Source organism: Kaistia adipata DSM 17808, assembly GCF_000423225.1.
GTDB classification, from domain to species: Bacteria; Pseudomonadota; Alphaproteobacteria; order Rhizobiales; family Kaistiaceae; genus Kaistia; species Kaistia adipata.
The window spans coordinates 56,577-69,955 of sequence record NZ_AUHO01000007.1 but is presented as its reverse complement, the minus strand read 5'-3'; the positions used below and the strand labels follow the sequence as shown (position 1 = coordinate 69,955).

13 protein-coding genes and 1 pseudogene are annotated in these 13,379 nt (G+C 61.9%); 11 read left to right on the top strand and 3 right to left on the bottom strand.

The genetic code is table 11. From position 1 onward, the window contains the following. The first annotated feature begins 89 nt into the window (after window positions 1–89). The 3 genes and pseudogenes from tet(G) to G539_RS27515 form a co-directional block, all read left to right on the top strand. Window positions 90–1,265 (top strand): tetracycline efflux MFS transporter Tet(G), encoded by a 1,176-nt coding sequence (gene tet(G) / locus G539_RS0105220; protein ID WP_001257840.1) that lies wholly within the window; start codon window positions 90–92, stop codon window positions 1,263–1,265. Window positions 1,266–1,354: 89 nt separating this feature from the next. Beyond that, the gene (locus tag G539_RS27520) at window positions 1,355–2,278 is read left to right on the top strand and encodes a LysR family transcriptional regulator (RefSeq protein ID WP_035830423.1); all 924 of its coding nucleotides are present in this window, start codon (window positions 1,355–1,357) and stop codon (window positions 2,276–2,278) included. Next, a pseudogene (locus tag G539_RS27515) lies at window positions 2,215–2,400 on the top strand (DUF3363 domain-containing protein); the annotation flags it as partial. The gene G539_RS27520 and the pseudogene G539_RS27515, both read left to right, overlap by 64 nt. A 123-nt stretch (window positions 2,401–2,523) precedes the next feature. Here the strand turns inward: G539_RS27515 and fabF are convergent. Then, window positions 2,524–3,786, bottom strand: a complete 1,263-nt coding sequence (fabF, locus tag G539_RS26560) for a beta-ketoacyl-ACP synthase II (RefSeq protein ID WP_084639837.1) — start codon at window positions 3,784–3,786, stop codon at window positions 2,524–2,526. A gap of 4 nt (window positions 3,787–3,790) precedes the next feature. Further along, window positions 3,791–4,297 carry a winged helix-turn-helix transcriptional regulator gene (locus G539_RS26555; RefSeq protein ID WP_031623797.1) on the bottom strand — a complete coding sequence of 169 codons (507 nt, stop codon included), beginning with the start codon at window positions 4,295–4,297 and terminating at the stop codon, window positions 3,791–3,793. Between the two features lie 269 nt (window positions 4,298–4,566). Between G539_RS26555 and G539_RS0105200 the strand changes: the two genes are divergently transcribed. Together G539_RS0105200 and G539_RS0105195 are read left to right on the top strand one after the other, a co-directional pair. Beyond that, window positions 4,567–6,555 carry a conjugal transfer protein TraG gene (locus G539_RS0105200; protein ID WP_029074264.1) on the top strand — a complete coding sequence of 663 codons (1,989 nt, stop codon included), beginning with the start codon at window positions 4,567–4,569 and terminating at the stop codon, window positions 6,553–6,555. A 10-nt stretch (window positions 6,556–6,565) separates the two neighbouring features. Then, window positions 6,566–7,039, top strand: coding sequence for a hypothetical protein (locus G539_RS0105195; RefSeq protein ID WP_029074263.1), 474 nt, complete (start codon window positions 6,566–6,568; stop codon window positions 7,037–7,039). A gap of 76 nt (window positions 7,040–7,115) precedes the next feature. Here the strand turns inward: G539_RS0105195 and G539_RS26550 are convergent, their stop codons facing one another. Then, window positions 7,116–7,880, bottom strand: coding sequence for an alpha/beta fold hydrolase (locus G539_RS26550; protein ID WP_158581548.1), 765 nt, complete (start codon window positions 7,878–7,880; stop codon window positions 7,116–7,118). Window positions 7,881–8,216: 336 nt separating this feature from the next. On the opposite strand from G539_RS26550, the gene trbB reads away from it, so the two are divergent. The 6 genes from trbB to trbK-alt are packed head-to-tail and all read left to right on the top strand — an operon-like array spanning window position 8,217 to window position 13,379. Beyond that, a complete protein-coding gene (gene trbB / locus G539_RS0105185) occupies window positions 8,217–9,212 on the top strand; it encodes a P-type conjugative transfer ATPase TrbB (protein ID WP_029074262.1) in 996 nt (331 codons plus the stop codon). Continuing rightward, window positions 9,209–9,541 carry a TrbC/VirB2 family type IV secretion system protein gene (locus G539_RS0105180; protein ID WP_029074261.1) on the top strand — a complete coding sequence of 111 codons (333 nt, stop codon included), beginning with the start codon at window positions 9,209–9,211 and terminating at the stop codon, window positions 9,539–9,541. Before trbB ends, G539_RS0105180 begins: the two co-directional genes overlap by 4 nt. Beyond that, window positions 9,541–9,822, top strand: coding sequence for a VirB3 family type IV secretion system protein (locus G539_RS0105175; RefSeq protein ID WP_029074260.1), 282 nt, complete (start codon window positions 9,541–9,543; stop codon window positions 9,820–9,822). The genes G539_RS0105180 and G539_RS0105175 overlap by 1 nt, the downstream gene beginning before the upstream one ends. Before the next feature lie 10 nt (window positions 9,823–9,832). Next, window positions 9,833–12,325: a conjugal transfer protein TrbE gene (gene trbE / locus G539_RS0105170; RefSeq protein ID WP_029074259.1), complete on the top strand. Its 2,493-nt coding sequence runs from the start codon at window positions 9,833–9,835 to the stop codon at window positions 12,323–12,325. Beyond that, window positions 12,322–13,098: a P-type conjugative transfer protein TrbJ gene (gene trbJ / locus G539_RS0105165; protein ID WP_029074258.1), complete on the top strand. Its 777-nt coding sequence runs from the start codon at window positions 12,322–12,324 to the stop codon at window positions 13,096–13,098. The genes trbE and trbJ overlap by 4 nt, the downstream gene beginning before the upstream one ends. Window positions 13,099–13,112: 14 nt before the next feature. Continuing rightward, a complete protein-coding gene (gene trbK-alt, locus G539_RS0105160) occupies window positions 13,113–13,379 on the top strand; it encodes a putative entry exclusion protein TrbK-alt (protein WP_029074257.1) in 267 nt (88 codons plus the stop codon).

Genomic DNA, 13,379 nt, shown 5'->3' with positions numbered 1-13,379 from the left:
CAGTGCTTGACAATTTATCACCGATAAGTTCTATGTCCATCTCCTTATCGTTGATAAAGTCGCTCCATTGAGCGGCGCTGGAGTTTCAGGTGCGCAGCTCTGCCATCATTGCCCTGCTGATCGTGGGTCTTGACGCCATGGGTCTCGGCCTCATCATGCCCGTCCTTCCGACGCTTCTGCGTGAGCTTGTGCCAGCAGAGCAGGTCGCTGGACACTATGGTGCCTTGCTGTCGCTCTATGCATTGATGCAGGTCGTCTTCGCGCCCATGCTTGGACAGCTTTCGGATTCTTACGGTCGGCGTCCGGTACTTCTGGCTTCTCTTGCAGGAGCCGCAGTCGATTACACGATTATGGCATCAGCGCCGGTCTTATGGGTGCTCTATATCGGCCGACTCGTGTCCGGCGTCACGGGCGCAACCGGAGCTGTAGCAGCCTCAACCATTGCCGATTCGACGGGGGAAGGTTCTCGCGCACGCTGGTTCGGCTACATGGGGGCCTGTTATGGGGCGGGCATGATTGCCGGGCCAGCACTTGGTGGCATGCTCGGTGGTATCTCTGCTCATGCCCCGTTTATCGCCGCCGCCCTTCTCAACGGGTTCGCGTTCCTGCTTGCCTGCATTTTCCTCAAGGAGACTCATCACAGCCATGGCGGGACCGGAAAGCCGGTTCGCATCAAACCATTCGTTCTGTTACGGCTGGATGATGCATTGCGCGGGCTAGGTGCGCTTTTCGCAGTTTTCTTCATTATTCAACTGATCGGCCAAGTGCCTGCAGCCCTATGGGTCATATATGGCGAGGACCGTTTTCAGTGGAACACCGCGACCGTTGGTTTGTCGCTCGCGGCGTTTGGGGCAACACATGCGATCTTCCAAGCGTTTGTTACCGGCCCGCTTTCAAGCCGGCTTGGAGAGCGGCGCACGCTGCTGTTTGGCATGGCTGCGGATGCGACTGGCTTCGTTCTTCTGGCTTTTGCCACGCAGGGATGGATGGTGTTCCCGATTCTGTTGCTGCTTGCCGCCGGGGGTGTTGGCATGCCGGCCTTGCAGGCAATGCTCTCAAACAATGTCAGCAGTAACAAGCAAGGGGCTTTGCAAGGAACGCTAACGAGCCTCACCAATCTAAGCTCTATCGCAGGACCGCTTGGCTTCACAGCACTCTATTCTGCCACCGCCGGGGCATGGAACGGTTGGGTTTGGATTGTCGGCGCGATCCTCTATTTAATATGTCTGCCAATACTACGCAGACCATTCGCAACTTCATTGTGATTTAGTCATGGCGATTTGGCATGCGTAGACTTAGGAGAAATGACGGATTAAATCTGTTGAGCAATCATCTCCTTTCGGGGCGAGTGCCAATGATGACCTTAGTTCACACTCTCGCTGTCGCCGAATATCTCAACTTCCGTCACGCCGCCAACGCGCTCGGCGTTGCACAGTCCAGCGTCAGCGCCCGCGTGAAGGCACTGGAAGAAGACCTCGGCATCCTCTTGTTCGAGCGTCATGCGCGCGGCGTTCGGCTGACCGAGGCCGGACGCCATTTCGTCGAGCGGATAGCCGTAGGTATTGACCAACTCGACCATGCGGTGAAAACCGCCGGCATGGCGGCAGCCGGAGAAAGCGGCCGGCTTCGTATCGGTATCCATGCCCTGATTCCGCATAGCTTCCTCGCAAAGCTGATCGGCCAATACCGCAAGGATTACCCCGATGTTGAAGTCGAGATCGCCGAAGGCCCGGCCCGTGAAGCGGTGGTGCAGCTTCGCGCCGGCAGGTTGGACGTGGCGTTCGTCGCGGGCACGCCCCAACCACCCGACTGCCATTCCCGTCGCACATGGACCGAACCGCTCTTGGCGGTGCTACCGGAACGGCATCCGCTCGCCAAGCGGTCAGCCGCCACATGGCCCGATTTGGCAGGCGAGACGTTCCTTGTCCGGCATGGCGGCACTGGACCGCAGGTTCATAGCCATATCGTGCTACGCCATGCCGAGCGCTGGCCTGCGCCGTCGATCCTGCGCTTCGACGTGGGGCGTGGCACCCTTTTGTCTTTGGTCGGACAGGGCTTTGGCATCACCATCGTCGGCGCGGCCACGGCGCTGTTGCCGACAAACGGCATTGTCTTTTTGCCCTTCACCGACGAGCCGGAGCCGGTCGCCTTCTCGGCTGTCTGGTCGCCGTCCAATCGCAGCGCGGCGCTTCGCAACCTGCTCAGCCTCGCCAACGACATGGGCCGGAAGGTCTGCACGGACTACCGTTCGATACTACCACGGATAGCGAAGGCGTGAGCGACAAGTCCACCGGCACCGTACAATTATCCAGCAGCCAGTTCGCTGTGGTTGAAAAGAGCCATAAATGCACCCTTGTCCCGTGGCGGCCGGTCATCAACCGCCAGCTCAGCAGCGAGGTCTGCGCGGGCAGATAGGACCGGCGCTATAGGATCAATGCTCTATTCGACCTTCCTCTCAAAAGCGTTATCTGACCATCGTTGCGTAGCGAACCGAAGTGTTTGCGGAAGCACAGTCCGGGACTGTTACTGCCATCGCCGGAAAGCGACACTTGCATTAACACCGCCAAAGCCGAATCCGTTGGAAATGGCATGTTCCATGAGAATGGGCCGCGCAGATTGGCGAACGAGGTCGATACCAGCGGCAACAGGATCGGGGGTTTCTAAGTTTCTCGTTGGGGGAGCAATTTGATCGCGCAAAGCGAGCACCGTGAAGATTGCCTCAATACCGCCTGCGGCACCAAGTAGGTGCCCCGTAGCCGATTTCGTGGCGCTTACGACCACATCATGATTGCCGAACACGGATTGTATCGCGGCAATTTCTCCTCGATCTCCTACGGGGGTGGAGGTGGAATGTGCGTTCAAATGTTGAATATCGATTGGTTTCAACCCAGCACTGTGGAGTGCAATTCCCATCGCACGGGCCGCGCCTCGGCCGTCATCTGGACCGGCAGTCATATGATGTGCATCGGCGCTTGTGCCGTATCCCACCAATTCCGCTATGGGCTTGGCACCCCGAGCGAGGGCATGTTCTAATTCCTCTATGACGATCAGACCCGCCCCTTCAGACATTACGAAACCATCGCGCCCGGTGTCGAACGGCCTCGACGCCAGTTCCGGGGTAGTATTGTAGCCGGTGGATAGTGCTCGCGCGGCAGCAAATGCCCCAAGACTAACCTTATCAATGCATGCTTCTGCCCCGCCGCACAGAGCGATGTCGGCCTCGTTAGAGCGTATCAGCCGCGCGGCGTCGCCGATGGCTTGAACGCTGGCAGCGCAGGCGGTTACAGGCGTGCCAATAGGACCTGTAAATCCATGCCTGATGGTAACATGTCCTGCCGCGAGATTGGCCAGAAACGATGGCACGGTAAAGGGTGATAGCCTCCGTGCTCCCCGTGTATCCGTTATACGAACTGCTGAAGCAATTGCAGGAAATCCGCCTATACCAGAGGCAATAATTGTCGCCGTGCGCTCACGTTCGTAGTCGCACGTAGGATGCCATCCCGCCGTTTCAAGAGCCTCCATCGCGGCCGCTAGTGCGAACAGAATGAAGCGATCCATTTTTCGTTGATCCTTTGTGTCAACGATCACATCGGGATCGAAACCGGCTTCGGAATCTTCAATCAGGCTGGGAACGAGTCCTCCGATTTTCACCGGCAGGTCGCTGGAGATTTCATCGGGCAAACTCCTAATTCCTGATTTTCCTTCCAAGAGCCTTTTCCAGCTTGTTTCGGTCCCGGAACCAAGAGGGCCCACCAGACCCATGCCGGTTATAACAATTCGACGCATTTGATTATTCCGCTTTTTCTGAGTTTACCCGCTTCACACGGTTTATGACGCGCATCGTTTCTTCCGTCGCCGCTGGGCCTGCTAGAAGAACCGTGTTTTCAGGAGTGATTTTTTCTCCAGTATCCGCATCGACTATGATGGCGTTTCGTTCCCTACCGGTTTCCCTGTCGCCAAGGCGCATGGCTATTTCATTGGGCGCAAGATTCCGGTTTCCCCATGCGAACAGGGCGATTGCTACCGGATAGAAATCTCGCCCCTTGTCGGTAAGGACGTATTCAAATCGAGGCGGATGATCATTGTATCGTTGCCTTTCAAACAACCCTTCGGCTGTGAGATGTTTCAATCGCCTCGCCAAAATGTTCGTGGAAATACCGAGATTCTTCTCGAATTCATCGAATTTGCTCAACCCTTGGAAGGCGTCCCGCAGGATCAGGATGCTCCACCAGTCACCGACGCTTTCCAGCGCTCGGGCTGCGGGACATTCGGATGATAGAAAGCTTGTTCGTTGCATGGCACATCCATAATGGCGTTACTTCCATTATGCAAGTTACATATGTGACAGCGGCGACATGACGCGAGGGCTATCCGAGGCATCCATTGCGGCGATTCGCCCGACCAGTTGAGCAGCGGCGATCACCCGGCCGGATGGCGGTGAATGCAACCCGTCCTATTTGCCGCCGATAGTATCCGGCAGCCCTCTCGCATCCGCTTTCCTGTTGCCTGTCCCGATTTTGCCTACTCTCTGATCGGCTCCGTCTCTTTTGCCGACTGGAGCCTGCATTGCGCGGAGGCCGAATCCTTTGGGGTCAGATCGCCGTAGTCTTCACCATCGTCTTGGTGATGACGTGGGCGGCGACGCAATGGGTAGCGTTTCGTCTCGGCTTCCAGCCCCAGCTTGGCAATCCGTGGTTCGAGCTGGTTGGCCTGCCGGTCTATTATCCGCCGGCCTTCTTTTGGTGGTGGTTTTCGTTCGACGCCTACGCGCCCGCGATCTTCGTCGAGGGCGGCATCATCGCCGTATCGGGCGGTTTCCTCGCCATCGCCGCCGCCATCCTCATGTCGATCATCCGGGCACGGGAGGCGCGCAACGTCGCCACCTATGGTTCGGCGCGATGGGCAGAGGATAGGGAAATCCGCACCGCCGGCCTGCTCGGTCCCGATGGCGTCCTGCTCGGCCGATACAACCGGGACTACCTGCGCCATGATGGCCCGGAGCATGTCCTATGCTTCGCCCCGACGCGCAGCGGCAAAGGTGTCGGGCTGGTGGTGCCGACGCTGCTGACATGGTCCGCATCCGCCATCGTCCACGACATAAAAGGCGAAAACTGGACGCTGACAGCGGGCTTCCGCGCGAAGCATGGCCGCGTGCTGCTGTTCGATCCAACCAACGCCAGATCGTCGGCCTACAACCCGCTGCTGGAGGTCCGGCAAGGGGAATGGGAAGTCCGCGACGTGCAGAACATCGCGGATATTCTGGTCGATCCCGAAGGCAGCTTGGACAAAAGGAACCATTGGGAAAAGACCAGTCATTCGCTGCTGGTCGGCGCGATCCTGCATGTCCTCTATGCGGAGAAGGACAAGACCTTGGCGGGCGTTGCCAACTTCCTGTCCGATCCGCGTCGCCCGGTCGAGGCGACCTTGCGCGCCATGATGGATACGCCGCATCTCGGCGAGGCTGGCGTTCATCCCGTCATCGCGTCGTCGGCCCGCGAGCTGCTGAACAAGAGCGAGAACGAGCGCAGCGGCGTCCTTTCCACAGCCATGTCATTTCTCGGCCTCTACCGCGATCCCGTGGTGGCGCAGGTGACGGCACGATGCGACTGGCGCATTGCCGATCTGGTCGGCAGCCGCCGGCCCGTCACGCTCTATCTGGTCGTGCCGCCGTCCGACATAAACCGCACCAAGCCGCTTATCCGCCTGATCCTCAACCAGATCGGCAGGCGGTTGACCGAGGAACTGACCACCTCCGGCAAGCGCCATCGCCTGCTGTTGATGCTGGACGAGTTTCCGGCGCTCGGCCGGCTCGACTTCTTTGAATCGGCGCTCGCCTTCATGGCGGGGTATGGAATCAAAGGCTTCCTGATCGCGCAGAGCCTCAACCAGATCGAGCGCGCCTATGGGCCGAACAACGCCATCCTCGACAACTGCCACGTCCGCGTCAGCTTCGCCACGAATGACGAGCGGACGGCCAAGCGGGTGAGCGACGCGCTTGGCACCGCGACCGAGTTGCGCGATTCCACCAACTACGCCGGCCATCGCCTTGCACCGTGGTTAGGTCACTTGATGGTTTCACGGCAGGAGACGGCTCGGCCGCTGCTCACGCCGGGCGAGATCATGCAGCTTCCGCCAACCGACGAAATCGTCATGGTCGCGGGCACGCCGCCGATCCGCGCAACCAAGGCCCGCTATTTCGAGGATGCGCGGTTTCAGGAACGCATCCTGACCCCGCCCGATCTGGTCGCCGCTCCGCTGGCGCCCAGCCCATCCGCCGATGACTGGTCCGGCCGCGTGGTCGCGGCGGGAAGCCGTTCCGCAACGGTCGCCGCAGATGCGACCGAGGGCGATCCGGCCAACGCCGGCATCCGCCGCGAGCCGGAATTGCCCGAGCATGAGGAAATCGTCACCCCGCCGCCATCCCCCGAACAGGAGTTCGACATTCTGGACGACGAGCCGGATGTTGACGCGGCCAAGGCCCGCACTATCCGCCAGCGCATGAGGATGGTGGCGCGGCAGGTGGCGATGAACCCCGATGATGGAATCGAGCTTTGAGGACACGCCTATGACCACACGCACCCGCCTGAATCTCTATTTCGACCCAGCGCTCATCCCGCAGATCGAGGCGATGGCGCTGCGCCGCTCGGCGGCGCTGCGCCGCAATGTCTCGAAATCCGCCATCGTGGAGGCGGCGGTCATGTCCTACCTGTCCGGCGATGCCGACGACCAGCTTGAAGCCGCCATGTCTCGCCGCTTGGATAAACTCGGCCGCCAGATCGACACGCTCGACCTAGATCTCGCCGTCCTCGGCGAGACGGTCGCGCAGTTCATCCATTTCTGGATGACCATCACGCCGCCGCTTTCAGGAGCCGCGCAATCTGCTGCCCGCGCGAAAGGTGCGGAACGGTTTGAAGGATTCATGCAGAATCTCGGCCGGCGTCTGGCGACGGGCGACAGGTTCTTGAAGGAGATTACGAGAGATGTTGGGCCTGAAGAAGGTCTTCCGGGGTTGAACAATCATCCAACGCAGGAGCGCTGATGAAGATTATTGCACCGACTATAGTCGCTATGCGCGGCGCTAGGTTCGCCTACTTCTCTCCGTCAACGCATCAATGTTATCTAGAGCTTCCGAATTGCTGAACTACCTCTCCGGTTATCCACGCGCTATCAGGCATCAGATCAAAGTGATTTCGCCCAGGGCGTTCGAGATACCGTGCTGATGGGAAATGTGCGACGGCGGCGGCTGTTGCATTCCGAAAAAAGCACTTTTCGCCTGCATAAAGTAAAACTGGCGCAGTGAACGACTCAGAAGCCGCACCCAAGGGCGGCCATTCAGCTTCAGCGGTGCGTAATGCATGAAGTGCGTTGGTGTTGACGCGAGCAAGACGGGTGGCCATGCCGTCCGGCACATCGAACATTTGCATCCAAACAGCAAGCCAAGCTTGTGCTCCACTGGAAAATGTTTCGGCAACCATATCTGTCGCCAAATCGACTTCAGAGTGAAGCTCGAACCCCCCAAGAATCAATCCTCGATAAGCCTCTGGATTTTGAACGGCGGCAGCGAGCGCTATTTTTGCGCCGAGCGAGTATCCCCAGACTAATGGATTTACTAGATCTAGGGTGTTGATTACCGTTTCAATGTCAGAAGCCATTTTGGGCAATGCGTAAGAGGACGAATTCGTGGGGCATGTGCTTAGCCCGTGCCCGCGAGGTTCGACACATACGACATGAAATTCCTTAGCCAATCCTGAGATGTAGCCAAGTTCTAACCAGTCCTCACAGGTCATGCTGATGCCAAAGATCAGGACAAGAGGCAGGTTCGTTTCATCACCAAACGTCTCATACCTCACGAGAACGTCGTCATTTTTAACATAGGGCATGACCATCAATAACGTGCGACAAGCCTGATCGCAACTTCGGTAGCAAAAAGGAGAGGTGGAAAGGCAGCAGAATCTCGGCCGGCGTCTGGCGACCGGCGACAGGTTCCTCAAAGAGCTGTCGCGCGACCTCGACTCACTTCCCGACGATCCGTTGCCGGACGAATCCGAGAGCAACGGCGATCAAGAATAAGTATTCGGACCCGTCCTATTTACCGCCGATGGCCGCCGATTGCCGCCGCCGCTTAGATACTTGTTGAACCGGCCCAATTCCGGGCTTTCTTAATCGACCCCGATCCGGGGACCGCCTGTTGCGCCCCGCCAGAAGCCGGGGCCGACATGACCACCAACCACCACAGACAGGAAGCGATCCAGCGCGGCGCGCGCATGTTGCGCACCGCGCTCGGCCCCGCCATTGCCCGGCTGCTCGAAGACCCGGCCGTGGTCGAGGTAATGTTGAACCCGGACGGTCGCCTTTGGGTGGACCGGCTGTCCGAAGGGCTTTCCGACACGGGCGAACGCCTGTCCGCCGCCGATGGCGAACGCATCGTGCGGCTGGTCGCGCATCATGTCGGCGCAGAGGTTCATGCCCGCAGCCCCCGCGTCTCGGCAGAGCTGCCCGAGAGCGGGGAACGGTTCGAGGGCCTTTTGCCGCCCGTGGTCGCCGCGCCGGCCTTCGCCATCCGTAAACCTGCCGTCGCGGTGTTCACGCTCGACGACTATGTGGCCGCCGGCATCATGTCTGCCGATCAGGCGGAAACGCTGCGCGAAGCCGTCGCAGCCCGCGCCAATATCTTGGTGGCGGGCGGCACTTCCACCGGCAAGACCACGCTCACCAATGCCCTTTTGGCGGAGGTCGCCAAGGGCGCGGATCGTGTCGTCATCATCGAAGACACCCGCGAGCTGCAATGTGCCGCGCCCAATCTGGTGGCGCTGCGCACCAAGGATGGCGTCGCCAGCCTGTCGGACCTTGTGCGGTCCTCGCTGCGCCTGCGCCCCGACCGCATCCCGATTGGGGAGGTGCGCGGATCGGAAGCCCTCGACCTGCTCAAAGCATGGGGCACGGGCCATCCCGGCGGGATCGGCACCATTCACGCCGGCACCGGCATCGGCGCGCTTCGTCGCCTTGAACAGCTCATCCAAGAGGCTGTCGTCACGGTCCCGCGTGCGCTGATCGCCGAGACTATCGACCTTGTTGCCGTCCTTTCCGGGCGCGGTTCCGCGCGCCGGCTGGCCGAGCTTGCCCGCGTCGAGGGGCTGGGGCCGGACGGCGACTACCGCATCACGCATCCCATCCCTTCGGCAATCCCCACCAGCACAGGAGAATCTTCATGATCCGCACCCTTACGCGCGGCTATCGCTTCGCCACGACCGCCGCATCTGCCCTTGCCATCAGCCTCATGCTTGCCCCGGCCGCCCATGCGTCCGGTTCGTCGATGCCATGGGAACAGCCCTTGCAGCAAATCCTCCAGTCCATCGAGGGGCCGGTCGCCAAGATCATCGCCGTCATCATCATCATCGTGACGGGCCTGACCCTCGCGTTCGGCGATACCAGCGGCGGCTTCCGTCGCCTGATCCAGATCGTTTTCGGCCTGTCCATCGCGTTCGCCGCATCGAGCTTCTTCCTGTCTTTCTTCTCGTTCGGCGGCGGGGCGCTCGTTTGATGGCGGGCGGCCTCGAACTGCTCGACGCGGTGCCGGGCTTCACGGTCCCGGTCCACCGGGCGCTGACCGAGCATATTTTGCTCGGCGGCGCACCGCGCTCCATCGCCATCATGAACGGAACGCTGGCCGGAGCCGTGGGCCTCGGTTTGCGCCTCTGGCTGGTCGGCATCGCCATTTGGGCAATCGGCCATTTCGCAGCCGTATGGGCGGCGAAGCGCGATCCCCAATTCGTCGAGGTCGGGCGTAGGCATCTGCGCGTCCCCGGCCATCTGGCGGTGTGAGGGCGCGGCCATGATGAACCTTTCCGAATATCGCCGCACCGCCGCCCGGCTCGCCGACTATTTGCCATGGGCCGCATTGCTCGGCTCCGGCGTCGTCTTGAACAAGGACGGCAGTTTTCAGAGGACCGCGAAGTTTCGCGGTCCCGATCTGGATTCCGCCGTCGCGGCCGAGCTGGTCGCCGTCGCCGGCCGCATCAATAACGCCGTGCGCCGCCTCGGCTCCGGCTGGAGCATCTTTGTTGAGGCGCAGCGCAGCGAGGCCGCGACCTATCCCGACAGCACCTTTCCCGATGCGGCATCGGCGCTGGTCGATGCCGAGCGCAAAGCCGGGTTCGAGGAAGCAGGCACGCATTTCGTGTCGGGCTATTTCCTGACCTTCCTCTGGCTGCCCCCGGCCGAGGAAGCCGCCCGCGCCGAAACATGGCTCTACGAGGGCCGCGAGAAAACCGGCGTGGACCCGTGGGAGCTGCTGCGCGGCTTCATCGACCGCACCGACCGCGTGCTGGCTTTGCTCGACGGCTTCATGCCCGAGTGCCGTTGGATGGATGATGGCGCGACGCTGACCTATCTCCACTCCACCATCTCGACCAACCGGCATCGCGTGCGCGTGCCCGAGGTGCCCATGCACCTCGATGCGCTGCTCGCCGACCAGCCCTTGACCGGCGGGCTGGAGCCGCGCCTTGGGACCAAGCATCTGCGCGTGCTGACCATCGTGGGATTCCCGACCGCGACGACGCCGGGCCTGCTCGACGAAATGAACCGCCTGCCGTTCCCCTACAGGTGGAGCACGCGCGCGATCCTGCTCGACAAGACCGACGCGACGCGGCTGCTGACCCGCATCCGCCGCCAATGGTTTGCGAAGCGCAAGAGCATCGCCGCGATCTTGAAAGAGGTGATGACCAACGAGGCGTCCGCGCTGGTGGACACCGACGCGGCCAACAAGGCGCTCGACGCCGACATGGCCTTGCAGGAACTCGGCGCGGACGTGGCGGGCATGGCCTATGTCACGGCCACCGTCACCGTATGGGATGCCGACCCGCGCCTAGCCGACGAGAAGCTGCGCCTGGTCGAGAAGATCGTTCAGGGGCGCGACTTCACCGCCATGCCCGAGAGCGTCAACGCGGTTGACGCATGGCTCGGCAGCCTGCCCGGACACGCCTACGCCAATGTCCGCCAGCCGCCCATCAGCACATTGAATCTCGCCCACATGATCCCGCTGTCGGCGGTGTGGGCGGGGCCGGAACGGGACGAGCATTTCGGTGCGCCCCCTCTGCTCTTTGGAAAGACCGAAGGCTCAACCCCGTTCCGGTTGTCTTTGCATGTCGGCGACGTAGGGCACACCCTTGTCGTCGGCCCCACGGGCGCGGGCAAGAGCGTGCTGCTCGCCCTTATGGCCTTGCAGTTCCGGCGCTACGCCGGATCGCAGGTCTTCGCCTTCGACTTCGGCGGCAGCATCCGCGCCGCCGCGCTCGCCATGGGCGGCGACTGGCACGACCTTGGTGGCGGGCTGACAGAAGGGGCCGAGGCGTCCGTCTCGCTCCAGCCGCTCGCCCGCATCCACGACACCTATGAACGCGCATGGGCGGCGGACTGGATCGCCGCCATCCTCATGCGGGAAGGCATCGCCATCACGCCCGAGGTCAAAGAGTATCTTTGGACGGCGCTGACTTCGCTGGCCTCGGCCCCGGTCGAGGAACGCACCATCACCGGCCTTGCGGTGCTGCTGCAATCCAACGATCTGAAACAGGCGCTCCGGCCGTTCTGCGTCGGCGGTGCCTATGGCCGGCTGCTCGACGCCGAAGCCGAACATCTCGGCTCGGCGGATGTGCAGGCGTTCGAGATCGAGGGCCTTGTCGGGACTGGAGCGGCCCCGGCCGTGCTGTCCTACCTGTTCCACCGCATCGGCGACCGGCTCGACGGGCGGCCGACGCTTCTCATCATAGATGAAGGCTGGCTTGCGCTGGACGACGAGGGTTTCGCCGGCCAGCTCCGCGAATGGCTGAAAACGCTCCGCAAAAAGAACGCCAGCGTCATCTTCGCCACGCAAAGCCTGTCCGACATTGACGGCAGCAACATCGCGCCCGCGATCATCGAGAGCTGCCCGACGCGGCTTCTGCTGCCGAACGAGCGCGCCATCGAGCCGCAGATTACCGAGATTTACCGGCGTTTCGGGTTGAATGACCGGCAGATCGAAATCCTCGCACGGGCCACGCCCAAGCGCGACTACTACTGCCAGTCGAGGCGCGGCAATCGCCTGTTCGAGCTTGGCCTGTCCGAAATCGGCCTCGCGCTCTGCGCCGCATCCGCCAAATCCGACCAGACGCTCATTGCACAGATCGTCGCCGAACACGGCCGCGACGGCTTCCTCGCCGCATGGCTACGCGCGCGCGGCGTCGAGTGGGCGGCCGAGCTGATCCCCAACCTCACCAATCTTGCCGACCGGCCGGAATCCGCCGCGCCGGCCCGGCTCGATACCCACCCCACACAGGAGATTCTTCCATGACCTATCCCAAGTTTGTCGGGGCTTCGGCCCTCGCGCTGGCGCTCGCAGTGCCCGTCGCGCTGTCGCCCATGCTGGCAAGCCCGGCCCATGCGCAATTCGGTTTCGGCCGGATCGTCTATGACCCGAGCAACTACGCGCAAAACCTGCTCACGGCAGCGCGCACGCTGGAGCAGATCAACAACCAGATCACCAGCCTCCAGAACGAGGCGCAGATGCTCATCAATCAGGCCCGCAATCTGGCGAGCCTGCCGTATTCGTCGCTCCAGCAGCTCCAGCAGAACGTGAGCCGGACGCAGCAGCTTCTTAGCCAAGCGCAGAACATCGCGTTCGAGGTCGGGCAGATCGACCAAGCGTTTCAACAGCAATACGGCAACGTCTCGCTTTCGACGACCGACGCCCAGCTTGTCGCCGATGCGCGCAGCCGGTGGGAGAACACGGTCGGCGGCTTGCAGGACGCAATGCGCGTGCAGGCGGGTGCGGTCGGCAACATCGACAGCAACCGCGCCGAGATGGCCGCGCTTGTCGGCCAGAGCCAAGGCGCGACCGGCGCGCTGCAAGCCACGCAGGCCGGCAACCAGCTTCTCGCGCTCCAGTCACAGCAGCTTTCCGATCTGATCGCGGTCATCTCGGCGAACGGCCGCGCCGACGCGCTGACCGAAGCCGAGCGCGCGACCGCCGCCGAACAGGGCCGCATCCAGCGCGAGCGTTTCCTGACGCCCGGCAGCGGCTATCAGCCGGGTAACGCGCAGATGTTCAACAACGGCAACAACTGACCGGGAGGCTCGCCATGGACGGCAAGATGCTGGTCCGGCTCGGGGCCGTGGTGTTCGTTGCGATTGCCTTGACAGTGACCGCAATCGACATGACGCGGAAGGACGAGCCTTCCGCGTCACGGCCGGCATCGGCCCTCCAGCCCCCGGCCGATCCCCTGCGCGAAACCCTGCGCCGTTGCCAGCAACTCGGCGAGGCGGCGGCGAGCGACACCGACTGCCTCGCCGCATGGGCTGAATCCCGCGACCGCTTCCTCGGCCGTGACCGCAGCGGGGCGCGCTGA